The sequence below is a fragment of the Haladaptatus cibarius D43 genome, from assembly GCF_000710615.1.
In the GTDB taxonomy this organism is placed as follows: Archaea; Halobacteriota; Halobacteria; order Halobacteriales; family Haladaptataceae; genus Haladaptatus; species Haladaptatus cibarius.
On record NZ_JDTH01000002.1, the window covers coordinates 484,359 to 507,849 of the forward strand.

Consider the following 23,491-nt stretch of genomic DNA (forward strand, 5'->3'; position numbering starts at 1 on the left):
TAGATTGACACACCAATTAAGTATTCCCTTCAGTAGTACGTGACTATAGTGCCATTCGGATTTTCCAGATTGCTTTACTAATTCCCTGTCTCCGTTCTCTCGAATGCCAAATCGACACGAGAACCAATCCGACACCAATTCGTGGCTCGAAATCGCCGACACTCTGCTGACCGGCGCACTCCTCGGAGCCGGAGCCATGCTCACGGCGCGACTGACCGCCTCGCCCGAACCCTCCAAATCCGCCGTTTTCCCCCGACAAGTTGGTGAGTTCACCCTGTTTCGGGGCGACTTCTACCACCTCGCCTGGACGGACTACGGAACCACCACCTGGCACGTCCGGCGCGACAGCGACGAGTGGATCGTCCACCGGCGGGACTGCGACGTTCCCGACCCCGAAGGCGAGATTCCGAAACACGACTCCGTCTCGGAATGGCAGACCGACGACGTTCACGGTCGGTACGCGACGAAGCACGCCGCCGTCGAGAGCGCCATCACTGGAATGGTGAGAGAAAGCGACCACAGCCGGACAGCAGGTACCCGGAGGTGGCACTGATGGAGATTCGTCGCTACTCCGCCCCCGACAGCGAAGGATTCGTCATCACCTCCAATCCTCCGGGCGCGAACTACCGCTATCGCCTCGAAATCGAGTCCCACCCGACCGAGGAAGACGACGGTCGAGTGCGCGTCATCGAACGTGAGAAGACCGACGATGATGGCTTCTGGTCGGAACTCACACCGAAGAAGACGGACGACGTGGAGGCAGAGATGGGCAAGCGGAATTTCACGGTGGTCGTCTGATGTACATCGACGACACAAACCCCCGACTCGCGCTCCAACCGGAGACGCACCGGGAACGGCGGGTTCTCCGAGCGATTCAGAACGCGCTCGACCACGCTTCGACGCACGAACTCGGCCCGCACACCGCCAAGGAGATCGCCCCGGCCTGGTGGACATACGATGTGCCGGAGTACCCGGGCCTCGACGACGATCTGCACCGGATCGTTGACCGCCAGCAACCGGGGGAAATGGCGCTCATCATCGACTACCGAAACGTGGCAAAACGGGACGCATGACCGACTGGAATGCGCTTATTCAGACCCCGCACGGTCTGAAGACGCACGTCGCCCGGGTGGTAGACGATGAAATCCACGACATCGCCTGCAACCACGGTTCGCTCTCGAACGACAACGACTGGGAGGTAGTCGAGGACGACACATCCGACCCGCAGAAGGTGTGTCGAGTCTGTGCGAACGTCGTCCACGCCTTCCCGGGTGTCGAACTGGTGTCGCCGTTCTCGGTCGCCATCACCGACCCGGAACGATACGCTACCCGACTAACGACAACCGATGTCATACCCGCTGGAGGAATGGCGTGACCGAGCGAACTGACCGAGTCAGAGTTGCGACAGCGGGTTTACTCGCAGTCGGTGTCGGCGCGTTGTCTGTCGGCGTCCACCGAAGCCGTAACCAGACCTCCGACTCGGAAGAGCGAGCAACCGCTATCGAGATTACGTCAGTCTGATTGCGGGATCTGCTGCCATACTTCCTTACAAGTGTACTGTTACAACCGACGATTGCTACCGACAGATCCGACGACTGCTGCACACACGAAACTTCCAATCAGGATTAATGACGCCACTATAGGCAGACCGATAATTAAGAGAAAGTAGCCAAATCCAAGTATCCCAAAAAGAACGAACACAGCAGCTATCAGTCTAAACACATTAAGCATCGTATTCTACAGTTATTTCGCTATCACATAGTGATTGTTATCAGTATTTTCACTTACTCCATATTATCTCAATTGCCAACTCTGCCACCAATACCCTGCCGCTGGACGGCGATTCACTAACTCTCACTAATCTCCTTTGTACTGGCCGTCTTAGAGTATCTCTGATGGATGTCTAACTCTAGCTACAATCCTTCCGACTTCTCCGACGACCGCGATGAACAATCTACACTCGCGGTCGGTGCCGACTCGCTCACTACCCAAGACCGAGAGAGTCGCATCGACACTGGAGACGAGTTCACCGACAAACGGGACGACAAGAATCGGACGCCAACGGTGGCCGCACAGGCCGATATAACGGGCACCGTGCAGTGGCCGGGACGAGCGAAACAGTGGCTCTCGACGACCGATACGTCCGGTGAGGGAATCTATCTGCGACTGTCGAAAACGAGCGACGACGCAAAGCGTCCGTTTCGATTGGTCTTCGAGGACAAGGACGCCGGGGAATCGTATCCGGTTGGCGAAGCACTCACTCGCAGTGCGGGACGCAGCGTACTCAGCTGTATCGAAGACGAGATGCTACCGACGGATTTTCCGAGTATCCACGATTCGGATGCCCAAGCAGAAGTCCGCGAGATTATTCGAAAGGCCAACTCGAAGCACAGTGATACGGATGGTTTTGCGGCATTTTCAACCACCAAATCCGACTGCAAGTGTGCTACCGGAAACGACGCTGGTGGCTCCGCTGAAGGCTACGACCCCACCGCGTTCGACTTCGACGACTATGGCCCAACCAGCGACCACCCGATACCAGAAGCCGAAGGCAGTACCCTGCCAGACGTGGTGGACGACCGCGCCCTCGTCGGCTCCGGCCTGTCGGCGAGTGACTGGGACGAATCGACCGAACACATCGGCGAGGACGGGACGACGTGGCACCACCACGATACCGAAGATCCAGTCGCCGAGGAGGCGTTCGAGGAGATGGCCGGTGCTGGGAGTAACCCGACTGGCGAGTCGCCGAAAGACGGTGCGGAACTCACGTTCGAACGCCTCGATGCCGCGAACGACTGGCGCGATGACCACCCCGACGCCCTCGTCCCGTCTGATACCCGCCGGACGAAGACGGTGACACTCCGCGATGACGTGGACGACCAGACGCTCGAATCCGGTGAGAATGCCGCGTTCGTCTCGCAAAACACCGGGAAATCCTATGGGCAACTCACACTCACGGATGCAGAACGCGCCCGCCTCGACGACAAACCCGACTGGACGTGGGGCACCAAAGGTTTCCACGCAATGAGCGCGAAAGCCGTCCTCGTCGAAGAAGGTGCAGATAATTGGTTAGACCACTACCAATCCGACCTCGAACCCATCGAACACGCCAGCGTAGTCGAGAGTGGGAAGGAAATGGCCGCCGTCACCGGCCTGACCGGGCCGGGAGAGACGGGCGAAATCGACGACTCCGACCCGGATATGCAGGAGATGGCCCGTCAGACCGACAAGGGACTCGGCGAGGGCTGCCAGCAAGCGCGTGACTACTGCGAAGGCGGCGACGATGGCGCGTGTCAGCATCTCGAAGCCGAGTGCGGGTACACCGAGGACGAGATTGATTCCCTGCGCGATGCCTTCGCCCTGCTCGATGAACCGCTTGATTTCGTCCTCGACGCCAGCGCCTACGACCCAACCAACACCGACATGGTGGACTCTATTGAGGCTGACGTGCCGAGCCAATCGTTCGAGGGTTGGGCCGCCCAGATGGAACCAGAGGCAGACCGCCCAACAGACGACGAGTTAGCGAGACCCGCACCAACTTCGACCGATGATCCCGTGGAAATGCACCAGCAGTTACCCGGCCCGGCGCTGCGCGCACTCCGAAAAGCGTGGGGTGGCTATCGCGCCGCCCGTGCCGAAGAACGCTCTGCGGTCGGAAACACGGAACAGTACGCCGAGATCATCAACGGTGTTCGTGCTGTGAACGGTCAGAAACCGCTCTCGTTCGAGAAGTTAGATGGATGGGCTGGTGGTGAACCGCTCCCCGACGACCCAACAGAGACGTTCCCCGGGCCAGATGGTCGAGAGACTATCGAGGAAGCGAGTGCGAAAGGCCGTATCTCACGAGCAGTGCAGGCGTCTTTCGGTGCTTTCGGGACCGTGTATGACCCATCCGACGGAAGGGTTGACTAACAGTAGGTAGTAGCACGGCTTCTACATTCAATCGCTCTTCTAATTCCCGATTGGCGTCACTGTATATTGCCTGTTACTCATGTACTTCGCTATCATCACGTCTTCCTTCGCGGAACTGCTTGAAGAGATTCCACCGTTTTAGGTCGATTTCGATTTTCCAGTCATTTTGCGCTAGTCGGTACAAGGCTCTTCCCACCCAGAAGATTGGCCATGCCCAAAAGAACACGAGGACAAGAAGAGGACCCCACGCTTTTACTGGAGGTAACATACTCTCAACGAAGATATTGGGGAACATTACTTTTGTTGCTGTACTATTCAATATAGGTCACAAGTCGGTCGGTGGTAGCAGACCAAATTCTGCAAAAAGTAACGCTACCACGTCGATAAAAAAGAATCAGACAGGCAAGGCTTCGTCTACAATTCCATCGTCCGACGCATGATGTGGTCGAACCCGGGTGAGAGTGTTAGTATCGACCTCGGCAAATTCACCGGAGTCTTTGTTCTCAACGACACAGCGCCGCTTGCCGAGGTCTTCCAGCGTTTCGGCGTCGAAGCTCGTCATTTTCTGCAACTTCTTGATGTCGTTCTCCTCGATGATCTGGAAGTAAACGCGCTTCTCCGCCTGCGAGATACACGTCTTGTGGAGCAACTGTGGACGCTGGCTGATGTGCAGACACTCGACGTGGTGCTTTCTGCCGCCGGTAATCATTCGCTCGACCCGTTCGTCCGGATCTCCGCCGTTCGGAACGACGTTATGGGATTCGTCACACGAGACGAAGCACGAGCGTCCGAGTTCCTTGCCGAGTGCCATTGCCGCCGCCGCACACTGCCCGTACAGTTCGCGGTATTCGGCCTTGGTCAGCCCTTCGGGAACGACGCGCACCGCACCGACACGATGGACAATTCGCAGGAGGTTGATGCCGCGGTCGAACCGCTCTTTCGTGACGTAGAGCGTCTTGTAGAGTGGGTCGTGGTCAGCATCAGACAGCCCTGATTCTTCGTCTTCCAAATCGAAGTGAATGGCGTGGTCGAAGTTCGGAACGACGGCTTCGAGCAGTTGACCAGTGTACCAACTCTTTCCCGTCCCTGACCGGCCTAAGACGACGACGCGTGCCATCTACGCCTCCCTGTCCGACTGGTCGCTATCTTCGGTGTCACCTGCGTCTTCGTCCTCGATGTCGAGTTCCGTCCAGACCGACTGCTGTTTAGTCTGGACGAATTGCTGATACTGCTCATCAGAGAGGGCTTCGCGCAGCACGCGGTCGCGGCGCTCAGCCTCTTCGTTGAAGGCTTCGATGAGGCCCGCACCACCGTCCGAGAGACAGCCTGCAATCAACTCGCTAGCCGTCTCTGGCGTCATGCGTTCCATTCCCATCGGAATCTCTTGTGAGACAGCGAGCGCCTGGGTGTCAAGCCGCTGGACGTTGAACACGTCGGCAATGATTTCGGCCATCGAGAAGCGAGCGTCCTCGTCAGTCTGGCGGAGTAGTCCGGCGAATTTCTTCGGATTCCGCGCGAGCGACGCCAATTTTCGAACGCCAACTTGCTGGCCGAACAGTTCGATTTGCATTAGGCGTCACCTCCGGTGCCGAGCAGACCACTAATCGCACTCGTGAGTTTCTTCACCTGTTCGTCTCCATCCGGACGCATCCATGTCGCAAACGCGGTCGAGATGGCCACCGTCCCGAGTAAGGCCCATGCTGGGTCAACATCCTCACCGGGCGTGAAAATGTACTCGTCGGCGAAGCGAGAGGCACACGCGCCCAAGCGGAACGCCGCGAAGGTTTCGGCAAACTCCTTCTCTAGCTTCTCTTTCTCGTCGCCGTCTTCAAGACCAACCACCAGCATCCGGGCATAGCCCTCGTTGACGGCGGTTTCGATACCTTCGGCCTTGTCTCCATCCACAGACAGTGGGCCATCGCTCTCGCTCGCTGGAGAGGACGTGGTCGAGTCAGACGACTCGGATTCGGTGTCCGCGTTGTCGGCCTCGTCGCGGTCGTCACCAGCAAAGCCGAAGTCACCGTCGCCAACTTCGACTTCTTCAATGGTCGGGTCGTCACTGTCGGTCTGTTCGCCGTCAGCGTCCGGCTCCCCGGTGTCCACGTCGGTCACATCGGGGGCCGACTCCTCGGCCTCCGCGGACTCATCGAGGCTGGTGTCGCCGTCGATGGCGGGTTCGCCGGGCGTAGGACTGTCGCGGCGGGCGTCGTCCGCCGGAATGGTTTCGGCGGGAGTTGCGTCCGTCATTCGCGTGCTCCCTTGATTGCGCCTTCGCCTTCGAGAATGCGGGCGACTGCCTCATCCTGTTCTTGCGGACTGCCCTGCGGGATGGTTTCGGCGGGTGTCTGGTTCGTCGGTTCGACCGCGACCTCAGCCGTCATGTCCTGCACTTTGTCGAACTCCTCTTGCGCGCGGCCAGAGGGAGCAGTCGAGTCCGTGGAAGCAGGTGCCGTTTCATCGCTGGCAGTGGCGGTGGCGGTCGAGCGACGGCGCTGAACGAGCATCGCCACGACGACCAGCACGACGAGTGCAATCCCGACGTGGGTTTTCGAGAGCGACAGCGACGGTGCTGACCCGGACTCCGGGTCGTCCACGTCGGTTGTTGGTTCCGGTGCGCTGGTTCCGTCTTGTTTCAATTCCTGTGCCGTGTCCGAGAAGTCTTCGAGGTCGTCAGCGTCCGAGTTAGGCATGGGTTTCCTCCGGTGGTCGCTGGTCGGCTGTCCAACGGAAGATAGCATCACACTGCCTGCACTCGGCAGGATAGCCGGTATTCTGCGCGCCACAATGGTCGCAGTTGAATCGGTTCTCCAGTTCCTTCGCGTCTGGTTCCGGCTCGTCAGCTTCGATAGCGGCTTGGTAGTCGGCGTCGGTGGCTGCCGTTTCAAAGTCGTCCGGATCGTCGTGGTCGAACCGGGCCTGAATCTCGGCCAGTCGCTCGGCCTCGTCGTCTTCGTCGGCCTCGAACTTGCTGAGTAGTATCAAGGTCGGATCGTCCGGGTTGGCGTCGGTCGGCAGAACGTGGGGTAACGGGTGTTCCTCGAAGTACTCTTTAGAACTCATCGGATTCCACGTCTCACAGCCGAGACAGTAGCGGCGATACCTGTTTCCGGGCTTCATGCCCGTTGCGATACGTTGGTCGAGGACGGCGACGACGGCGTGGTCGTCGCAGTAGCGGCACGCTTCGATGTCGTGCCCGTCCTCAGAGAGTCGGGATAGTGTGTCGAGAGAGTTCATAGTCTAGCCAGTTTATAGAGTGAATCAATCAGTCGGAGTCGCGGAACGCCAGTCGTTCCGTGCTCATCTTCGAGTAGGGTGCGATTCCTGATAACTCTGCGGAGGGGTCGGATACTAATTCACTAATTTGGCCACCAATTCTTCCGCCAATTCACTAATTCACCAATTAATTAGACCGAATTTATGTCTCACACTCGTAGCGAGAAGTGCATGGCTCAACTAGCAGTGTTTGACGATATTTCAGCTCTTGTCGATGGCGACTTTCTCATCGCTATCGCAACGATCCTTCTCGGCGCACTCGTGATGGAACGCGCCACAGGCGTCCTGCGTACCCGCCTGTACGACATCGAAACGCGGGGTGGGGATGCACTCTACTCCGTCATCACCGCGGTACTTATCGTGTTGATTCCGACGCCAGAGCAGTATCGCGTCCACAAAATGAACGTCGCCCTCGGCTGTCTCCTCGGCGGCGGGCGTGTTGCAGTCGCGGAGTTCGGAGGTATCTAAATGACGGTCAGAATTGGCAACAACGAAGAAGGCGAAATCAGCATCGACCAAGATAAGAAGTTCGTCACCGCCCAGAACGTCACCGCCGCCTCGCCGGACACTCCGGCTTACGTCATCGAAGGCGTCGATAACAAGGTCATTACCATCCTCGCCGGGACAGTCGTCGCGCCCGAGTTGCGTGATTCCAATGGGGAAAAACTGGATAAAGACACACGCGTCATCATCCAGAAAGCCGACAAGCGCGGCAATCGCCTCGGCGGGTTCATCGTGTTCAACGGCACGCTGGCCAACTTCGACTACGACCAGATGCGCCTCGACCCCGACCTGATGCGCCACACCAAGCAAACGGTCGTGCTCAAGGAAAAACAGCAACTCCACGTCTACGTCGAAATTCCGGAGGGCGCGAATGGCCTCGACGAACAGATGTCGCGGCTCACCATCGGGGACGAAACCAGCGACTTCGGCGAACCCGTCGAAATCGTCAACTGGGACAGCCTCGGCGCGCCCGAACAGCAGGCTGTGAACGCAATGACGCAGGGGGCGAACTAAGATGCCCGCCAGCGCCATTGAACGCTCGTCACTAACCCACAACGGCTCGACGTTCGGCGAAAGTCACGTCGAACGCAGTCAAAACACGGCGGAGAAGATGTCTACCATCTGTACGTGGGAACATCCCCGCAAATTCGAAGGGGCCGAAATGGTTGGCAAGCGCGACGCCACCCGGTTCGTCCCCCGCACTCGCCAGCAACTCACCGGAACGGCGGCAGACGACACCGAAGTCGTACTGGCGTCGGACATCATGCCGATTGCAGGCGAACACAAGCTCGATGAGCAGGACTATCGCGTCGTCGTTGCCGTAAACGCGACGACCGAGGAAGAAATCGACATCGTGGACGTGGACTACGGGGCCAACTCAGTCGTCTTGGCCGACGACCCGGCGGATGGGGACGACGTGTACCTCTATCCTATCATCTCGGAGGGGAGCGTCCAGTACCGAGCACGGAATAACATGGGCTTCGTTGAAGGCGCAGTCTACAAGTGGCCGGTGCCGCTCTATCGCTTCCACGACTTCCCGCAACTGGCGCGCGGAACCGAAATCAATCTGAATGGCAGCGTCGAGTTCGAGGAACACGACGAATTGGAGTTCCGCATCAACTCGCCCCACCAACTCTGGTGGGAAGATGAGTACTTCCCCGGCGGCCAGTTCATCTCGTCGGTCGAACAGAAAATCGAACTCACGCTCTAACGCCGTGAGACGGCACTGACCGTCTCAGACTACGATTCTATTATGACACAACTTGATTCGACAGAGAAACCAACGCGCACCGAGGCACTGATTCACAGTCATCCTGAGTATCAGAAACTCGTGAGCGCACAGCCGCAGACGGCGAGTGCGACGACCGCGACGACCACCACGACGGGGCGGCCAACGCTCGCCATCGAAAAGACCGACCTCGATTTCCTCGTGAACGTCGCTCAACTGCTCGTGCTGGTGCTCATCCTCGTGAGGGTCGGCCAATGAGGATGGGGCCACGCTTGCGCAACAGCGGGGGCGGCGGTTCCGGTGGCTCAAGCAACACGCAAGAAGAGGAAAAGGAGGAAGAGAAGGAAAAGGACACCTCAGACTCCTCATCCTCGTCGTCTTCGTCCTCGTCCTCGCCGCCGACGCTTGGCGGCGTGCGCGGGCCGCGGATTCGAGACGGGGACGTTGGCTCACCGACCGAGACGAGCGAAACGAGCGTCGAGGAGGAGTTCGAAGACCTTGAGGAAGCGTATGACCGCCAAAAGGCGGAGGAGAACCGCAGTAGTGCGGGCTACGGCAGTGGGAACCGCTCGAAAATCATTGCCGATACCGACGCCGAAAAGGAGAAAAATACCGAAACACACACCGACTCGGACGAGGAGACGGAAAGCGACCAGACCAACAAGAGCAGCAGCGGCTTTCTGGGCGGCATCGACCATGCGCTGAACAACCCCGGCGAGACGGTCGATAACGCATGGCGCGATACCCAGAAGACGTGGGACGACGTGGACGAAGGCACCAAAGATGTCGTTGACGGGACGCTCGACAACGACGTGTTCTCGGTGCAGGATACGATTCGGGGCAGTGCCGAACTCGCACTCGGCTACGATTCGAAAGAGCAGTTCGCCCAGGACTCCACGAAACTCGCCGGAACCATCAAAGACCTCACCCAAGGAAAAGTCGCCGAAGGCACCGCGCTCGATAATCCGCTCACCGCAGGTGTCGTCGATGTCGGCACGTTCCTTGGTGAATCGTTCATCGCCGAACCATCGAAGGCTATCGTAACCGGCCTGACCGGCCTCGACGTGGACGAGGGCACCGCCGAAGGCGAAGTCGGGGCGGGCGACGTACTCGATGTTGCACTCACCGCAACGGGTGGCAAAGCCGTCAAAACGGGGGCGAAAGGCCTCCACCGCCTCTCGAAATCCGATGAAGCGGCCGCTGCGCTCTCGAAACTCGGCGTGAAGTCGAGTGACGACGGCGTGCGCGTTCTCGGTGGGCCGAACAAAGGCATCTCGATGGCGGACGACACCGCCGAAACCGCGAGCAAAGCAACGCGAACCACCACAAAGGCAAGTGACGACGTGTCCACGTCCACATCGAAACTGGCGACAGAGATTGAGAACTACAAAAACTCCATTCGCTACGGCGACGAGGCCACCGAAACCGCCGTTAAAGGGAGCGACGAGGCCGCTGAAACAGTCGCCAAGGCCAGCGACGAAGGCGAATCGTTGCTCACTCGATTAACCAAAACGCGCAAGCGAAAGGCGGCGACGGGCGCAACTGCGGCTGGTGCGACCGGCATCCTCGCCGGAACTGCCTATGACGCCACTGTGGGCTTCGCTCCCTCGGACTCGCCGAACACGATGTCGTCCGGCGACGGTGACGACACCAATTCCGATGGCAACGGAGACGGAAACGGAAACGGTGGTGACAGCGATTCCGGTGGGAACGGAGGCGGAGATGGCAACGACTCGGGAGCCGCCATGTGGGGCCAGTTTACCGATGTGGCCGCCCTCGACGGCGGCTGGCTCCTTGGCTATCAACAACTCGTCACCGGGTCACGCCGCCGTTGGTTCCTCATCATGGCGCAGGACGAATCGACGATGTTGGTGCTCCAAGCCGGGGGCACTGCGGCGGACGCCCCAATGATGACCATCGAGGGGCAAGCCGTTCCGGAGTTCAACGCCATGCCGTCGTTCGAGACTGAAACCGACGCCCGGAACGCCCACACGAAATGGCTTCAATCGCGTGAGTACGACGGCAACAACCCCGACAACGGGAACCAACCGGACGACTCGCAGTGGAGCGACTGGAAACAGGTCGGCCACGAGAATCCGTGGTTCATCACCGGGCGGTCGCACGCCGACGGCGAACGGGTGCAATTCTACGCCGCCGCCGCGATTGAGGGCCTGTCCGTGTTCCTCGGCGCGTCCGGTGGTGTCGTCGAAACACCGTATCTGTTCACCTCCTACGACGAGTTGAAAGCGGCGCTCGATGCCTACTTCACGAAGGTGTCGAACGGCGAGATTCCCGACGACCGCATACCGGACGGCTCGCAACCCAACCGCGAAGAAGTCCGCGAACGAGTGCGTGAATCCGCACAAACCTCCCAGTCCGTGACGAAATCGGTGAGCGAATCACTCACCGGCAAGAACGTCGCGCTCGCCGCGGTCGGCGTGGCGGGCCTCGCGGTACTTGCTGGCGGGGGCGACGGCGCGACCGCCGGAGGTGGGGCCTAATGGGGAAGATGGGACTCGCGCTGAAACTGTCCGATAAACTCGGCACGTCAGTCCAGAAGTCGCTGCGCTACATCGACGACGTGGGGAACAAGACCGCACGCAAATCACTCGATGAAGCCGCAAGCAAAGGTGATGACGCCCTGCAAATCGGCTGGAAACCCATCGCGGGTGTCGGCGCAGTCGGCGGCGGCGGACTGATTTGGCGACAGCAGGCGGTCGAGAAAGCGAAGGCCATCGCCGAACAGGAACAGGCGGCCAGCGACTCTCTCGCCAGCATCGTGGATTCCGACCTGCCGCCGAGTTTGAAGCAGGAACTCGCTAAGCAGTACGTGCGGAAGTCGTCGGAGTCGAAGGCGAAATCGGGCGGGCTGCCGTTCGAGAACATTCAACAGACGGTGGTCGCACTCGTCGTGCTGGCCCTCGTGCTGAAATACGTGTTGGGGGCCGAGTGATGTTGTCGAGTATGTCCGACGTGTTCGACGACATCCTCGCCGAACTCCGGACGATTCGCGTCCATCTGACGAACGAGTCGGCGACCGCGACGGCGACCGACACCACGAGCAGCGTGCAATGGTTCTCGACGGGCACCGACCGCAAGGAACTCGACGCGGAGTACACCGAAGCCGAAGATGCATGGGAGAAAATCGACTTCGGGTTTACCGCGAAGACGGTGACCGTGCGCGTCACCGACGACCTGAACGTTTGTCCGGTTGACCCCTCCGGCGCAACACAGGGTACGAAGATTCGCCCGGAACAGAACGAATCACCGTACTCTCTCGGTGGCGACAACGGTATCGACACAGAAGCGATTTGGATTCAAGCCGCATCCTCGGCGAACGAGACGCCCCAGTACGAGGTGCAGGCGTTCGCCTAACGGCGGCTTTCTCTCTTTCACATGACTTTCGAATCAGCAATTCAGGCGGACTATGGCACGATGCTCGCAGGCCTGCGCGACACGGTTGGTGGGCTGACGAACTGGACGATAAAAGACGATAGCAGTGACGGTGCGGCCCAACTCGCCAAGGGCGACTACTTTGTCCTGACGACGAGTGACCCGCAGGAAGACATCTATCTCGGCGTCGAGGCGAACCTCGGCGGCCTCGTGATTCAGCACGGCCCGTCGTGGGATGCCGCCAACGGCCAGTGGACTGACCGCTATCAGTTCGACCCGGCACAGACCGGCCAGAACTACCCGCAATATCGGTACGAGAACAATCAGGATGTCCACCCGGATGAACACTTTCAGCTCCTCCCGAAAACGAAAGTCCACTCTGACTTTCCGATGCAGATGGGCGATTCGGGCACCTACTGGCTGAGCGCGACCGACGAAAAGGGCTTCCAACTCTACTGGCAACGCGAAATCGCCGACGGTGACGACGGCGAACTGTTCGTCGGCGCGGGCAAGATAACCCGGGCATGGGACTACACCGCCGCAGACGAACGTGAAGCCGGGTGGGCGCTCGGCTACGGCGATACCAATAACGGGCTAAAACCCGTGCATATGTCGGAATCTGGCCACTACAACAACAGTTCGGACTTCAACGGTGACAATCGCTACGAACACCACGTCGGCAACAAAGACCAACCGGCGCACGGCCACGTCAATCCTGACGCGGAGTTCGACAACTACCCACTGACGAACTCGGTGGTCAGTTCCCGGCAGTATCGGAATGTCGAAGGCCATGATACGGTGATTGGCGATTTCGACAATTGGGTGCAGGACGAATCGGGTTCCTCGACGGGCCACAAAGACGAGGTGCAAGACGCAGGCGGCGCAGGCGTCTACACCGTCTGCAAGCGCCACAGTAGCCTCTCGGTGGCGCTCCGCATGGACTAACATGGAGTGGACGACCGCCGCCGACTGGGACGCCGCAACCACTGAGACGACGGTCGAGCATCCGAACGACAGTGTGACGCTCGCCGACGGCGCGAGCAGTGGCTCACTCACGACCGCCGCGCAGTCGTCTCCGGCGCTGGCCGTCCCCAACCTCGGCACGACGCTTACCAACAGCGTCGGAACGACCACGACCGTCACCGTGACCGAATCGCTTGCTGGTGGTGGCACCGCGACCGACTCGCGGCGCTTCATCACACCGCTCGATAGCGGCCTTTGGTATGATGATTTCGAGGATGGACTCGGAAGCGAGTGGACGGTTGACGCGACACATCTCATCACCAAAACCAATCGCGTCTACGAGGGCGAGCAAAGCGTCGGGATAGAAATCTCAGACGCGATTCCGGTGCTTGCGCAGTGTCAGCCCTCTCCAATCGCAGGCGGTCAGCAAATCGCTGGTTTCCGCTTTTATTGGCAAGAGGGTCAGAGCAGTTACGGCGGCGGCCTTCGGCTCAAAAACTCGCAGGGAGAGTCTGAGGTTGGATTTGCGACGGATAACCCGCAGTGGATTGTCCACGACGCAAACGGCACCACCCAACTCAAAGGCGACGACTCCGCATATGGCAACTGGGTCGAAACGCGATTTGTCTTCAACTGGGAGGCAGGGACGTTTTCGGTGCGCGTTGAGGACTTCGGTACTGGCACAGTTCGCCAGCACTCCGGGCCGCTGAAACACGGCTCCGATGTCGAAACCATCAGTCTTGAAAACTATTCGACTGGATGGGGGACAGACTCGAACTGCTGGATGTGGTACGATTCGTTCGCCGTCGAACAGGCCACGCCGACAACGACCGAGAGTACGCCTTTCTTTGGATTGGACGGCGCGGCGGACTCGGACTACTCGGTGACGCTCGACCTCGACCGCATGGACGACCGTTATGAGCCGTCCGTCGCGTCGGTATCTCTCTCAGACGAGTTAGACGCCCAACCCGTGTGGTCGGATACGTTCAACGATGATTCACTCCCCGAATGGGATTTGATTAACGGTGACTGGGACGATTCGGACAACACGCTCTATAATACGAGTGGAGAAAACAATTCGTGGATATCACGCCCTGCCGCCGTCGATTACGGGCGCTGGTCGTTCACCCACTACCACGGCCCGCAGTTCTACGGCGCTAAATTCGTTCTGAGTTCTGTGAAACCACCGGGCGATACCGCCGCACAGCCCGACACCTGCTACAAAATCCAATTCTCGAACTCCAACAACGGGTACGACCGCTACTTAACCGCCATCGAAAACGGCGCGACAAAGTGGAAGCAGTATCTCGGCGGTGGCGATGACCGCAATTGGCATTCGATAACGCTCGTCCGCGTTGCGACCGACGACGGTGGTGCGCGCTGGAGTGGGTCGTTTGATAACCGTTCGTTCGTCTACGAAGAAGCGCCCGAGGATGTCGTAGAGGGGCTTAATTACCTCTCATTTCAGGGTGGGAGCAGTGGTCACCGTTTCGATAGCGTCTCTGTCTCCCGCGACGGCCAGCAGACCGACGACGAGGACGACACCGATGGCGCGCTCGTGGTTGCGCCGGTCGCATTGAGAGCGACGAGTCGAGTGACGACGCAGACGACAGTCAGCCATCAGTCGGTCGTGGCATCGACGACAACCGCGACGAGCAGGTCACCAACCCAGTACTATTCGCACGCACCATCAACACCGACCACGACGGCCACACACACCACGACTGCCGCGTGTCGGCCAATCGCCACATTCTCCAATGGCGTCTCTGTTCTCGACCTCGTCCGCCTCATGCTGGCCGCCCCCGTCGAAACCGGCGCTCGAACTCGCTCCGTGCATCAGCATCAGGTCTTCGACGGGGCTATCGAACACAACGACGCCGCACGCCACGGCGCGCTGACTATCGAACGCACGACGTTCCCCGGCTCCGTTCGGCGCGTTCCCTCGGCCCCGACCATCCGCCTTCGGGCATTCAACTCGGTCACCGACGCCCAGTATGACCAAACCGCCCTTGCGGTGCAACTCAGATCCGCGTCGTCGATGACGACCGGCCACCATGCGTCGGCCATCGCGAGCGCCGACATCGTTCCCGTCGTTGCGCTCGATTCCGAGTACGACATCGGACAGGCAAGTGCGACACTCGGTGCAGTCGGTATCGAGCAGGCAACAGAGACACTCGCCGGGACAGCGACTGCGACGACCACCGCGACAACAACCGTCACCGACCACCAGCACGACGCGGTCACCGCGAGCGCCGACCTGTTCGCTCCGTATCGGCCCATCGGCAACAGCGTCTACCCGCTGACGATGCCGACAGTGAGCGCCGACAGCACCACCGCAGTCGGGAAGGAAATGAACGGGGCAGACGTGCAGGCAATCGCCAGCAGCCGGCCAGCGGCGCGTGCGACGACACAGAAGATGGAGACGATCGGTGGCTCTCCACTTGCCGTCCTGCTTGACGCGAAGACGCCCTACCACCTCGCACGACTCGTCGTGGACATCGCGGACGACGACGGCACGACTCTCCAACCGGACGGCTCCGTACCGGGTGGCATAGACACGACTGAAGACGTAATCTTCGGCTCACGGTTTAACGGCCTCTCAATGCAGTAACTATGACAAACGCAGACTCTCTCACTCGAACCGAAACCAGCATCGACACGACGGCTCCCAACGGCGCACCCTCGAACGCCGAACTCGGCGAACGCATCGCTGGGGTCGAAGCGACGGTCGAAGGCCATGATGAGAAACTAGACGACATCCGGGCGTTGCTCTCCGGACGCCTCGACGACCTCGAACAGTCGCACGATGAGATGGAAGACCAGCATAATCGCCTCTGGTGGGTGTTTCAAACCCTCAAGAAAGCCGCCGCTGGAGGGCTTGGCGGCGGTGTCCTACTTGACCTGCTCGGTGTACTCTGACTCCCTCGGCTCCGCTGTATTACAGAATCCCGTCGAAGGTGGTTTTGGCGCGACTCCGCGGGGTTTCACGCCAGCGAAAGTCGAATCCTCAAATTGCACATCTCATCGTGATGGCGATGTGCAAAACGCACTAGATGCGAATCGGGTCAATTGTACATTGACTTCGTGAATAGTTCCGATTCACTTCTCGTTATATACTAACTCGGTTTCAGCACCTCCAGCAGAACGGCTTTGAGACTCCGATGTGCAATCTCATCTATGCGAATCAAGTCGGATGGCAAGTACGAGTATCGGAAGGATCTCTACGACCAAGCAGGCGAACTACTTGGTGAATCAACGAGGAGCAAAGGCCTCGATGCAAGTGCGGAGTTTACACGGCGAATGATGCGGAATCTCGAACGTGCCGCGGAACATCCTGATATGACGGAAGATCTCGCTAAAGTACTAAGTACGCCACAGGTAACGCTCGAATATCGGGTTGAATCGGGAGTTCAAGTCGAAAGGTAAGCTCGGTAGGTGTGCAGTAGGCTTATTGACCGCGGAAAACAATCTTTTTCCATGGCAAGTAATCAAGTCACCGACGAAACCACGGTCAACGACGGCCATTCGGTGACGGTGCCATCCCAGATTCGGGAGGCACTGGACATCGAACCCGGCGACAAACTCCGCTGGCGACTCGACGACGAGGATAATCTCACTGTCGAAGTAGTGAAACAGCGGTTCGGAGCGTTCGATGATCTTGAACCGGTAGATATTGGAGAGGAGACGAATGCAGTCGAATTAGAGAAGGAATTCGGAGCGTTCTAATGCCGGTCATCGTCGATTCTAATATTCTCATCGGCCAGCGATTAGCTCGTGACCAATACCATGAGCAAGCGAACGAAATCGTCCGTGCTATCGACCACGGCGACCTTCCGACAGCTCACATCACGAATTACGTTCTTGGTGAAGTACTGAACATCCTTGGACGACGAGCGGGGCACGATGCGGCTGTTGCAACGCTCGACACGCTCATCGAAAGTGCAGGGTTCGAAATCGTTCACTCCCCGAAGGCAGATTTCACGAGCGGACAAGCACTCTATCGACAGTATCCCTCCCTCACATTTGTTGACGCGCTAACGACGGCGTACATGCAACGCGAAGGTATCGAGTACGTCTACAGCTTTGACGATGATTTTGACGCAGTCCAAGATGTTACGCGACTCGATACCGCGAGTAATCCGTTTCGAGGATAGCCGACCCGATAGCGGTCGAATCACGCTATTGATTATAATATCGTAAGAATACGGGTGAGACACAACCCACAGCCGGTAGTACCGCAGAAACACCGCAGAACAACCGCACTCAGCAGTAGTCGATAGATGCGTACAGAGGGTGGCTAGCGTGAATGTTTTAGCCTGTGGTTGGTGTGGTGCGGCTCACGGGGGGTTCGCCGGAACCCCCCGTATTATGCGATTGTAATCTATCCCTCCCGGTGAGCGCGTACCCAACCGCGAAGGTCGGGATGGTTCCATTCAACGCGGATACTCTTCTCCTCGACCTTCGTGGTAGCGTCCACGTCCGGATTAGCGAGATGGCCGTCAACGTAGTGGACACCGGGAACTCGTTCGTCCATCTCTTCCATCACGCGATAGCCGTCCGTGTTGTACGCACAGCCGTAGTGCGTCGCTACTTCGCGGTAGTTCAGATAGACGACTTCCCCACCCGCTTCCCGTACTTTCTCCTCTGCTCGACCGAGGACGTTCAGATACTTTTCCTGAACCGTGGCAGACTCGGGACGCTTCGTCTTGAAGTTCAGCAGTCCGGCGTTCTCCCGCGACCGCTCGATGCAGTCGTACAGTTCGCCTCCGACATTCGCGGCTTCCGCCACAAGGTTCGGCGAACTTGCATCGACGCTACTCCCGTCCTCTAACGAATACTCCCGAACGTCGTTGATGATACGCGAAACGGACGCTCGAACGCGCTGGTTTTGCTCCTTTTCCTCGTCGAGTTCCGTGCGTAGCTGGTCGTTCTCCGCTTCGAGTTCATCGACACGCTCTTCGAGGCGGTCGTTCCGTTCTCGTTCTTCCTCGACTTGCTGTTCGAGATTGGCAACGCGCTCCGCGAGTTCGTCGAGCAGTTCCTCACTGCCCATATCGATCACCTCCTTGAGCGACGAGATCCGCACCGCACTCCGTACAGCGATAGCACTGCGAAGATTCCTCTCCACACGTAGAACACCGTCTCTCGGCCATCACTCCTCACCTCCCTGTAGTCGCGTAGGATGAACGGTACAACCGCAGGGACTGACGGTTGCGATACTCGGCCCACTCACTATCGTCCACGTTACTTGCTCGCCGCACTCTGGACAGGTGCGGCTCATGCCCTATCACCTCCGCGAGAGAAGTCGCTGTCTCTGTGGGGGATTAGTGTAAAATTTCTGATAGTCCCGGGCGGATTCGAACCGCCGTCAATGGCTCCAAAGGCCATTATGATTGGCCGCTACACCACGGGACTGCACTCGCTTTGCTTGTTTGTCCCGTGTACCTCGCAAATTCGTCAGATTTGCTCACCACCGGATGACGACAAGTCGCCATCCGATCCTCGTCTCACTTCGTTCGACAAGACACCACGGGAGTACGATTGCATTTGCGGGTAGTGCATCCTCATACAAGTGTGTTGCTTTTCGCTCTGTAATCGTGAAAGAGGAAGCAAGGATTCAGCCTTCAGTTTAGTCCGCGCCACCTTCTTCCACCAGATACGTACACATATCCTCCTCGGCGTGGAAACACTCCGGACACTGCGGTTCGCGGTCGATAATCGTATCAAGTCGTTCGGCCACCGTCTCGTCGATGACGCTTTCGAGTTGCTTGGCTTCCATCCGGAAATCATCGACTTCAAGGACGTTTGCGAGGAAGCGTTCGAGGATACAGTAGGTCTGGAGGGCGTCACTGGCGCGCTTCTCCCCGTCTTCAGTGAGGGTCGCACCGCGATACTTTTCGTGTTCGACCAACCCGCGCTCTTGGAGCTTGCCGACCATTTCGTTGACGCTCGCGGGACTCACGCCGAGTCTGTCCGCGAGTGCACCGGTTGCCGCCGGGCCATCTTCGATACGCTGGACGAGATAAATCGTTTTGAGGTACTGGTCTGCCGTGTTCATTCTCTGGCCTCCATCAATTTCGCCACTTCTTCGACGCCCTCGGCTTCCTCTGCCCGAATCGCGGTGAGCGTTTCGAGCAGTCGTTCGCGCTCGACCGCGAACGATGTCTCGCTCGCTTCGATAGCCGTGATGAGGTCGTCGTAGAATTTGTACGCTGTCTCCTCGCCGTGCAGTTGATCGTAGAGAACGCCGTCGAAATCGTCGGGCGCGGTTTGTGCATACTGCTGTCCAACCAGCAGTTCGATTTCCTCGAACGGAATCGTCTCGGCATCGAGGTCGTCGATGAGAGATTCCAACCGTTCTCGATGCTCTGCTGACTCTTCACCCGCTTCGGAAAGTAACTCGCGCACGTCTTCGTGAAGTTCGTCCTGCTCCCGCGATGGAAGCGACTCGAAATGACGCGCGGCCCGTGCCTCGACGAGTTCTTCCAACACGACGCCGATTTGGAGCAAGCGCGCGAGTTGGCGGTCGGACGAGACGCGCTGACCCACACTCATATCTCGGGAGACGGGACGAGGAAACTTAACACTCCCTGATGCAGTTTCGTGCAGAAAGAAAAACGAATCAAACGAAGGTGAGAATCGAAAAACGGCCAAAAAACGCCTTATCCGAGACGTTCGACGATTCCGGAATCGAGGTCTTCGCGGAGTTCTTCGACTTCGACTTCGTCCAAGACGGGGACGAAGAACCCTTCCACGAGCATGTCCTTCGCAAGTTGCGGCGGCACGCCGCGCGAGGTCATATAGAAGAGGTCTTCCTTGTCGATTTGCCCGACCGTCGCCGAGTGACTCGCTTCGGTGTCGTGGTTGTTGATGATGAGTTTCGGCGAGGCGTCAGCTTCGCTTCCGTCGGACAGCATGAGCGTGTTTTCACGCTGGTAGGAACTGGTGTCCCACGCTTCGGTTCCGACGTCCTGCACACCTTCGTAGACGGAGCGTGCTTCGTCGTCGAGCACGCCGCGGGTCACGAGGTCTGCGGTCGTGTGCGCCGTGTTGTGCCAGACGCGCGCCGCGATGTCGAAGTGCTGGTCTTCGTGGCCGAAGAACGCGCCCACGGTCTTCGTCTCGGAGCCTTCGCCGTCGAGGTTCGTCTCGACGGAGGACTTCGTCAGACGCGAACCGAGGTTACCCTCGATCCAGTTGAGCGTGGCGTAATCCTCGGTGTTGCCGCGCTTCAGCGTGTAGTTGTACGTCTCCTCGTCCAAGTCTTGGAGAGAACCGTACTGGACGTGGCTGTTCTCGCCAGCCGCGATTTCGACCAGTCCGCTGTAGTAGCGCTCGCCGGAGAGTTCTTCGCTGTCCTGTCGCTCAAGAATCGTCACCGAACTCGATTCCTCGGTGACGACGAGCGTGTAGTTGAACAGCGATTGGCTCTGCATCGTCGTCCGGATTTTCACGTCTTCGGCATCGACGCCCTTCGGGACGTAGATGAGCGTCCCGGTCGTGAACAGCGCCGTGGAAAGCGCCGTCAGGTAGTTCTCCTGCGGGTCGATGATCGAGCCGAAGTACTCTTTGACGAGGTCTTCGTGTTCGTCCAGCGCGTCAGCCATCGAAAGCACCGAGACGCCTTCCGGTTCGACTCGATCTTTTTGCTCGTCGGCCGAGAGCGGGTCAACGAAGCCCTCGTAGTCGAGCGCGTCGAGGTTCGTCCAGTCGCGTCCGGGCGTTCGGATGACGTCCGGCATATCGACGTCGGAAAGCGCGTCGAGCGCGTCGAGACGGGTTTCGAGCAGCCAGTCGGGTTCGCTGAGGTTGCCCGAAATCTCGCGAACGGTTTCCTCCGAGAGGGTGCTGTGTACCTGCGTGCTCATCCGAGACTTCCCTCCATTTCGAGTTCGATGAGGCGGTTCAGCTCCACCGCGTACTCGATTGGAAGCTCTTCGGTGATGGGTTCGATGAACCCGCTGACGATCATCTGCTTCGCGTCGTCGTCGTCCAATCCGCGGCTCTGGAGGTAGAACACGTCCTCGTCGCCGATTTTACCGACTGTCGCCTCGTGAGCAACGTCCACGCGGTCTTCGTTGATTTCCATGTACGGCATGGTGTCCGATGTGGATTCGTTGTCGAACATCAGCGCATCACATTCGACCGCAGTAGACGAGTCCACCGCACCGTCGCTGATGTGGACGAGGCCACGGTAGTTGGTGCGGCCGCCGTCCTTGCTGATGGATTTCGACTCGATTGTCGAGTTCGTCTTCGGCGCGTTGTGGTACACCTTCGCGCCGGTGTCGATGTTCTGGCCTTCGCCAGCGAATGCGATGGAAATCTGGTTCGCGCTCGCGCCGCGACCCTTCAGGATGGAACACGGGTACAGCATCGTCGCCTTCGACCCCATGCTTCCCGACACCCATTCCATGCGGCCACCGGCTTCGACGATGGCGCGCTTGGTGTTCAGGTTGAAGGTGTTCTTCGACCAGTTCTGCACGGTCGAATACTGGACGTGAGCGTCTTCGTCCACGAACACTTCGACGCCGCCGGAGTGGAGGTTGTGGCTGCCGTATTTCGGCGCGGAACAACCCTCAATGTAGTGGACTTCGGAGCCTTTCTCCGCGATGATGAGCGTGTGCTCGAACTGCCCCATCCCTTCGGAGTTCATGCGGAAGTACGCCTGCACGGGCATTTGCACCGTCACGTCTTCCGGAACGTAGACGAACGACCCGCCGGACCAGACCGCACCGTGCAGTGCCGCGAACTTGTTGTCGCTCGGCGGCACGCACTTCGTCATGAAGTACTCTTTGACGAGGTCTTCGTGCTCCTGAACCGCTCGATCCATATTACAGAAGACGACGCCCTTCTCCTCCCACTGATCTTGCATGTTCTGGTAGACGACTTCGGACTCGTACTGGGCACCGACGCCGGAGAGCGCCTTGCGCTCGGCTTCCGGAATACCCAGCTTTTCGAAGGTGTCCTTGATGTCGTCCGGGAGGTCATCCCAGCTATCTGCACCCTCGCGTTTATCAACGTCGGGGCGGATGTAGGGGACGATTTCTTCGACATCGAGTTCTGTGAGGTCGGGCTGGCCGGGCCAGTCCGTCGGCAGGGGCATGTTCTGGTAGTGCTCCAGTGCACGGAGACGGCGCTGAAGCATCCATTCGGGCTCGTCCTTGTCCTCGCTGATGAGGCGGACGACCTCTTCGGTCAGACCCTTATTGGATTTGACCGCGGCCCGCTGTTCTTTCTTGAACTCGAACCGTTCTTCGGTATCTGTCTCTTTCAAGTGGTCCTGTTCTGAACTCATAGTATCACCTTATGCGGTTTGGTAGACTTCGTCACGAACCCAGTCGTACCCTTTGTCTTCGAGTTGCTCGGCGAGTTCCGGCCCGCCTTCCATGACGATTTCGCCGTCGAGCATGATGTGAACCGTATCAGGTTCGACATAATCGAGGATACGCTGGTAGTGGGTAATCTGGAGGATACCAGTACCCTGTTCGTCGCGCAGTGCGTTGATTCCGTCCGATACGTCCTGCAATCGGTCGATGTCCAGCCCGGAGTCGATTTCGTCCAGCACCGCGATGGACGGTTCGAGAATTGCGGCCTGCAGAACCTCGTTCTGCTTTTTCTCTCCGCCGGAGAAGCCAGCGTTGAGGTACCGCATTGCGAACTTTTCGTCCATGTCGAGCAGTTCCATCTTCTCTTTGAGGAGCTCCTGGAACTCGGCGACGCCGACCTCGCCGTTGTCGGCGGGGCCTTCCATCGGACTGGTTTCGTAGCCGGTTTCTTCTTCCGCTTCTTCCTCGCCCTCGTCTTCCTCGAAGAGTTCTTCGCGCTCTTCGAGTTTTGCGTTGAGTGCAGTGCGGAGGAAGTTCGACATCGTCACACCTTCGATTTCGGCAGGGTACTGGAACGCGAGGAAAACGCCGAGCGCGGCGCGCTCGTTCGGTTCCAGTTCAAGGAGATTCCACGTTCGCATGTCGTCCGGAATCTCGATGTTCTCGAATTCGTCTTCATCGAGGTGGAGGAGAACCTCTCCCTCGGTTACTTCGTAGGCAGGGTGTCCTGCAACGACCTTCGATGTCGTCGATTTACCACTCCCGTTCGGTCCCATCAGAGCGTGAATCTCGCCGGTTTTGACTTCGAGATCGACGCCTTTGAGGATTTCTTCATCTTCTTCCACGACCTCTGCGTGGACATTTTTTAGTTCAAGCGTTGCCATGTTAGGTT

General features: G+C 58.7%; 30 protein-coding genes and 1 tRNA gene. 19 read left to right on the top strand and 12 right to left on the bottom strand.

The window, feature by feature from the left end:
- The first annotated feature begins 103 nt into the window (after positions 1 to 103).
- The 6 genes from HL45_RS07780 to HL45_RS21390 all read left to right on the top strand — a co-directional run bounded on the left by HL45_RS07780 (position 104) and on the right by HL45_RS21390 (position 3,912).
- On the top strand, positions 104 to 553 hold the full coding sequence (locus HL45_RS07780) for a hypothetical protein (protein ID WP_049970553.1): 450 nt from the start codon (positions 104 to 106) through the stop codon (positions 551 to 553).
- Entirely contained in the window at positions 553 to 798 is a 246-nt protein-coding gene (locus tag HL45_RS07785; protein ID WP_049970554.1) for a hypothetical protein, read from the top strand. Before HL45_RS07780 ends, HL45_RS07785 begins: the two co-directional genes overlap by 1 nt.
- A complete protein-coding gene (locus tag HL45_RS07790) occupies positions 798 to 1,073 on the top strand; it encodes a hypothetical protein (RefSeq protein WP_049970555.1) in 276 nt (91 codons plus the stop codon). The genes HL45_RS07785 and HL45_RS07790 overlap by 1 nt, the downstream gene beginning before the upstream one ends.
- A complete protein-coding gene (locus HL45_RS07795; protein ID WP_049970556.1) occupies positions 1,070 to 1,375 on the top strand; it encodes a hypothetical protein in 306 nt (101 codons plus the stop codon). Before HL45_RS07790 ends, HL45_RS07795 begins: the two co-directional genes overlap by 4 nt.
- The gene (locus HL45_RS20790) at positions 1,372 to 1,521 is read left to right on the top strand and encodes a hypothetical protein (RefSeq protein WP_158413677.1); all 150 of its coding nucleotides are present in this window, start codon (positions 1,372 to 1,374) and stop codon (positions 1,519 to 1,521) included. Before HL45_RS07795 ends, HL45_RS20790 begins: the two co-directional genes overlap by 4 nt.
- Before the next feature lie 378 nt (positions 1,522 to 1,899).
- The gene (locus tag HL45_RS21390) at positions 1,900 to 3,912 is read left to right on the top strand and encodes a hypothetical protein (protein WP_049970557.1); all 2,013 of its coding nucleotides are present in this window, start codon (positions 1,900 to 1,902) and stop codon (positions 3,910 to 3,912) included.
- A gap of 394 nt (positions 3,913 to 4,306) precedes the next feature.
- Here HL45_RS21390 and HL45_RS07810 read toward each other — a convergent pair whose 3' ends face one another.
- The 5 genes from HL45_RS07810 to HL45_RS07830 are packed head-to-tail and all read right to left on the bottom strand — an operon-like array spanning position 4,307 to position 7,146.
- Entirely contained in the window at positions 4,307 to 5,029 is a 723-nt protein-coding gene (locus tag HL45_RS07810; RefSeq protein WP_049970559.1) for an ATPase, read from the bottom strand.
- Complete coding sequence (locus HL45_RS07815; protein WP_049970560.1) at positions 5,030 to 5,482, bottom strand: hypothetical protein; 453 nt, start codon at positions 5,480 to 5,482, stop codon at positions 5,030 to 5,032.
- Positions 5,482 to 6,159 carry a hypothetical protein gene (locus HL45_RS07820; protein ID WP_049970561.1) on the bottom strand — a complete coding sequence of 226 codons (678 nt, stop codon included), beginning with the start codon at positions 6,157 to 6,159 and terminating at the stop codon, positions 5,482 to 5,484. Before HL45_RS07820 ends, HL45_RS07815 begins: the two co-directional genes overlap by 1 nt.
- Positions 6,156 to 6,602 (bottom strand): hypothetical protein, encoded by a 447-nt coding sequence (locus HL45_RS07825; RefSeq protein WP_049970562.1) that lies wholly within the window; start codon positions 6,600 to 6,602, stop codon positions 6,156 to 6,158. The genes HL45_RS07820 and HL45_RS07825 overlap by 4 nt, the downstream gene beginning before the upstream one ends.
- On the bottom strand, positions 6,595 to 7,146 hold the full coding sequence (locus tag HL45_RS07830; protein WP_049970563.1) for a hypothetical protein: 552 nt from the start codon (positions 7,144 to 7,146) through the stop codon (positions 6,595 to 6,597). The genes HL45_RS07825 and HL45_RS07830 overlap by 8 nt, the downstream gene beginning before the upstream one ends.
- Before the next feature lie 210 nt (positions 7,147 to 7,356).
- Here HL45_RS07830 and HL45_RS07835 point away from each other — a divergent pair, with 210 nt between their 5' ends.
- From HL45_RS07835 to HL45_RS07895, 13 genes are all read left to right on the top strand, one after another.
- Positions 7,357 to 7,653 carry a hypothetical protein gene (locus HL45_RS07835; RefSeq protein WP_049970564.1) on the top strand — a complete coding sequence of 99 codons (297 nt, stop codon included), beginning with the start codon at positions 7,357 to 7,359 and terminating at the stop codon, positions 7,651 to 7,653.
- On the top strand, positions 7,654 to 8,202 hold the full coding sequence (locus tag HL45_RS07840; protein ID WP_049970565.1) for a hypothetical protein: 549 nt from the start codon (positions 7,654 to 7,656) through the stop codon (positions 8,200 to 8,202).
- Between the two features lies 1 nt (position 8,203).
- Positions 8,204 to 8,899 (top strand): hypothetical protein, encoded by a 696-nt coding sequence (locus HL45_RS07845; RefSeq protein WP_049970566.1) that lies wholly within the window; start codon positions 8,204 to 8,206, stop codon positions 8,897 to 8,899.
- Between the two features lie 42 nt (positions 8,900 to 8,941).
- Positions 8,942 to 9,175, top strand: a complete 234-nt coding sequence (locus HL45_RS07850) for a hypothetical protein (RefSeq protein ID WP_049970567.1) — start codon at positions 8,942 to 8,944, stop codon at positions 9,173 to 9,175.
- Positions 9,176 to 9,177: 2 nt separating this feature from the next.
- Positions 9,178 to 11,418 carry a hypothetical protein gene (locus tag HL45_RS07855; protein ID WP_049970568.1) on the top strand — a complete coding sequence of 747 codons (2,241 nt, stop codon included), beginning with the start codon at positions 9,178 to 9,180 and terminating at the stop codon, positions 11,416 to 11,418.
- Positions 11,418 to 11,870 (top strand): hypothetical protein, encoded by a 453-nt coding sequence (locus tag HL45_RS07860; protein WP_049970569.1) that lies wholly within the window; start codon positions 11,418 to 11,420, stop codon positions 11,868 to 11,870. The genes HL45_RS07855 and HL45_RS07860 overlap by 1 nt, the downstream gene beginning before the upstream one ends.
- An 11-nt stretch (positions 11,871 to 11,881) precedes the next feature.
- The gene (locus tag HL45_RS07865; RefSeq protein WP_233274720.1) at positions 11,882 to 12,292 is read left to right on the top strand and encodes a hypothetical protein; all 411 of its coding nucleotides are present in this window, start codon (positions 11,882 to 11,884) and stop codon (positions 12,290 to 12,292) included.
- 21 nt (positions 12,293 to 12,313) lie between these two features.
- Positions 12,314 to 13,255, top strand: coding sequence for a hypothetical protein (locus HL45_RS07870; RefSeq protein WP_049970571.1), 942 nt, complete (start codon positions 12,314 to 12,316; stop codon positions 13,253 to 13,255).
- Position 13,256: 1 nt separating this feature from the next.
- Positions 13,257 to 15,884 (top strand): hypothetical protein, encoded by a 2,628-nt coding sequence (locus tag HL45_RS07875; RefSeq protein WP_049970572.1) that lies wholly within the window; start codon positions 13,257 to 13,259, stop codon positions 15,882 to 15,884.
- 2 nt (positions 15,885 to 15,886) lie between these two features.
- Entirely contained in the window at positions 15,887 to 16,192 is a 306-nt protein-coding gene (locus HL45_RS07880) for a hypothetical protein (RefSeq protein WP_049970574.1), read from the top strand.
- Between the two features lie 258 nt (positions 16,193 to 16,450).
- Positions 16,451 to 16,699, top strand: a complete 249-nt coding sequence (locus HL45_RS07885) for a DUF7692 domain-containing protein (protein WP_049970575.1) — start codon at positions 16,451 to 16,453, stop codon at positions 16,697 to 16,699.
- A gap of 51 nt (positions 16,700 to 16,750) precedes the next feature.
- Positions 16,751 to 16,999, top strand: a complete 249-nt coding sequence (locus HL45_RS07890) for an AbrB/MazE/SpoVT family DNA-binding domain-containing protein (protein WP_049970577.1) — start codon at positions 16,751 to 16,753, stop codon at positions 16,997 to 16,999.
- A complete protein-coding gene (locus tag HL45_RS07895; RefSeq protein ID WP_049970578.1) occupies positions 16,999 to 17,427 on the top strand; it encodes a type II toxin-antitoxin system VapC family toxin in 429 nt (142 codons plus the stop codon). Before HL45_RS07890 ends, HL45_RS07895 begins: the two co-directional genes overlap by 1 nt.
- Positions 17,428 to 17,654: 227 nt before the next feature.
- Here HL45_RS07895 and HL45_RS07900 read toward each other — a convergent pair whose 3' ends face one another.
- The 7 genes from HL45_RS07900 to HL45_RS07930 all read right to left on the bottom strand — a co-directional run bounded on the left by HL45_RS07900 (position 17,655) and on the right by HL45_RS07930 (position 23,483).
- Positions 17,655 to 18,326 carry a hypothetical protein gene (locus tag HL45_RS07900; protein WP_233274721.1) on the bottom strand — a complete coding sequence of 224 codons (672 nt, stop codon included), beginning with the start codon at positions 18,324 to 18,326 and terminating at the stop codon, positions 17,655 to 17,657.
- A 289-nt stretch (positions 18,327 to 18,615) separates the two neighbouring features.
- Positions 18,616 to 18,688, bottom strand: a tRNA-Gln gene (locus tag HL45_RS07905).
- A 214-nt stretch (positions 18,689 to 18,902) separates the two neighbouring features.
- Positions 18,903 to 19,331, bottom strand: a complete 429-nt coding sequence (locus tag HL45_RS07910; protein WP_049970581.1) for a metal-dependent transcriptional regulator — start codon at positions 19,329 to 19,331, stop codon at positions 18,903 to 18,905.
- Positions 19,328 to 19,828 carry a rubrerythrin gene (locus tag HL45_RS07915; protein ID WP_049970582.1) on the bottom strand — a complete coding sequence of 167 codons (501 nt, stop codon included), beginning with the start codon at positions 19,826 to 19,828 and terminating at the stop codon, positions 19,328 to 19,330. The genes HL45_RS07910 and HL45_RS07915 overlap by 4 nt, the downstream gene beginning before the upstream one ends.
- A gap of 107 nt (positions 19,829 to 19,935) precedes the next feature.
- Positions 19,936 to 21,141 (bottom strand): Fe-S cluster assembly protein SufD, encoded by a 1,206-nt coding sequence (sufD, locus tag HL45_RS07920; RefSeq protein WP_049970583.1) that lies wholly within the window; start codon positions 21,139 to 21,141, stop codon positions 19,936 to 19,938.
- Complete coding sequence (gene sufB / locus HL45_RS07925) at positions 21,138 to 22,568, bottom strand: Fe-S cluster assembly protein SufB (RefSeq protein ID WP_049970584.1); 1,431 nt, start codon at positions 22,566 to 22,568, stop codon at positions 21,138 to 21,140. The genes sufD and sufB overlap by 4 nt, the downstream gene beginning before the upstream one ends.
- Before the next feature lie 9 nt (positions 22,569 to 22,577).
- A complete protein-coding gene (locus HL45_RS07930) occupies positions 22,578 to 23,483 on the bottom strand; it encodes an ABC transporter ATP-binding protein (RefSeq protein ID WP_049970585.1) in 906 nt (301 codons plus the stop codon).
- Positions 23,484 to 23,491 lie beyond the last annotated feature (8 nt).

Excerpts from the sequence above, each read along its gene's own strand:
- HL45_RS07895 (WP_049970578.1), top strand. The coding sequence starts at position 16,999 with ATGCCGGTCATCGTCGATTCTAATATTCTCATCGGCCAGCGATTAGCT.
- HL45_RS07910 (WP_049970581.1), bottom strand. The coding sequence starts at position 19,331 with ATGAACACGGCAGACCAGTACCTCAAAACGATTTATCTCGTCCAGCGT.
- HL45_RS07790 (WP_049970555.1), top strand. The coding sequence starts at position 798 with ATGTACATCGACGACACAAACCCCCGACTCGCGCTCCAACCGGAGACG.
- sufD (WP_049970583.1), bottom strand. The coding sequence starts at position 21,141 with ATGAGCACGCAGGTACACAGCACCCTCTCGGAGGAAACCGTTCGCGAG.
- HL45_RS07835 (WP_049970564.1), top strand. The coding sequence starts at position 7,357 with ATGGCTCAACTAGCAGTGTTTGACGATATTTCAGCTCTTGTCGATGGC.
- HL45_RS07875 (WP_049970572.1), top strand. The coding sequence starts at position 13,257 with ATGGAGTGGACGACCGCCGCCGACTGGGACGCCGCAACCACTGAGACG.
- HL45_RS07840 (WP_049970565.1), top strand. The coding sequence starts at position 7,654 with ATGACGGTCAGAATTGGCAACAACGAAGAAGGCGAAATCAGCATCGAC.
- HL45_RS07815 (WP_049970560.1), bottom strand. The coding sequence starts at position 5,482 with ATGCAAATCGAACTGTTCGGCCAGCAAGTTGGCGTTCGAAAATTGGCG.
- HL45_RS07900 (WP_233274721.1), bottom strand. The coding sequence starts at position 18,326 with ATGGGCAGTGAGGAACTGCTCGACGAACTCGCGGAGCGCGTTGCCAAT.
- HL45_RS07845 (WP_049970566.1), top strand. The coding sequence starts at position 8,204 with ATGCCCGCCAGCGCCATTGAACGCTCGTCACTAACCCACAACGGCTCG.
- HL45_RS07890 (WP_049970577.1), top strand. The coding sequence starts at position 16,751 with ATGGCAAGTAATCAAGTCACCGACGAAACCACGGTCAACGACGGCCAT.
- HL45_RS07780 (WP_049970553.1), top strand. The coding sequence starts at position 104 with ATGCCAAATCGACACGAGAACCAATCCGACACCAATTCGTGGCTCGAA.
- HL45_RS07860 (WP_049970569.1), top strand. The coding sequence starts at position 11,418 with ATGGGGAAGATGGGACTCGCGCTGAAACTGTCCGATAAACTCGGCACG.
- HL45_RS07865 (WP_233274720.1), top strand. The coding sequence starts at position 11,882 with ATGTCCGACGTGTTCGACGACATCCTCGCCGAACTCCGGACGATTCGC.
- sufB (WP_049970584.1), bottom strand. The coding sequence starts at position 22,568 with ATGAGTTCAGAACAGGACCACTTGAAAGAGACAGATACCGAAGAACGG.
- HL45_RS07810 (WP_049970559.1), bottom strand. The coding sequence starts at position 5,029 with ATGGCACGCGTCGTCGTCTTAGGCCGGTCAGGGACGGGAAAGAGTTGG.
- HL45_RS07825 (WP_049970562.1), bottom strand. The coding sequence starts at position 6,602 with ATGCCTAACTCGGACGCTGACGACCTCGAAGACTTCTCGGACACGGCA.
- HL45_RS07785 (WP_049970554.1), top strand. The coding sequence starts at position 553 with ATGGAGATTCGTCGCTACTCCGCCCCCGACAGCGAAGGATTCGTCATC.
- HL45_RS07880 (WP_049970574.1), top strand. The coding sequence starts at position 15,887 with ATGACAAACGCAGACTCTCTCACTCGAACCGAAACCAGCATCGACACG.
- HL45_RS07915 (WP_049970582.1), bottom strand. The coding sequence starts at position 19,828 with ATGAGTGTGGGTCAGCGCGTCTCGTCCGACCGCCAACTCGCGCGCTTG.
- HL45_RS21390 (WP_049970557.1), top strand. The coding sequence starts at position 1,900 with ATGTCTAACTCTAGCTACAATCCTTCCGACTTCTCCGACGACCGCGAT.
- HL45_RS07850 (WP_049970567.1), top strand. The coding sequence starts at position 8,942 with ATGACACAACTTGATTCGACAGAGAAACCAACGCGCACCGAGGCACTG.
- HL45_RS07885 (WP_049970575.1), top strand. The coding sequence starts at position 16,451 with ATGCGAATCAAGTCGGATGGCAAGTACGAGTATCGGAAGGATCTCTAC.
- HL45_RS07855 (WP_049970568.1), top strand. The coding sequence starts at position 9,178 with ATGGGGCCACGCTTGCGCAACAGCGGGGGCGGCGGTTCCGGTGGCTCA.
- HL45_RS07830 (WP_049970563.1), bottom strand. The coding sequence starts at position 7,146 with ATGAACTCTCTCGACACACTATCCCGACTCTCTGAGGACGGGCACGAC.
- HL45_RS07930 (WP_049970585.1), bottom strand. The coding sequence starts at position 23,483 with ATGGCAACGCTTGAACTAAAAAATGTCCACGCAGAGGTCGTGGAAGAA.
- HL45_RS07870 (WP_049970571.1), top strand. The coding sequence starts at position 12,314 with ATGACTTTCGAATCAGCAATTCAGGCGGACTATGGCACGATGCTCGCA.
- HL45_RS07795 (WP_049970556.1), top strand. The coding sequence starts at position 1,070 with ATGACCGACTGGAATGCGCTTATTCAGACCCCGCACGGTCTGAAGACG.
- HL45_RS07820 (WP_049970561.1), bottom strand. The coding sequence starts at position 6,159 with ATGACGGACGCAACTCCCGCCGAAACCATTCCGGCGGACGACGCCCGC.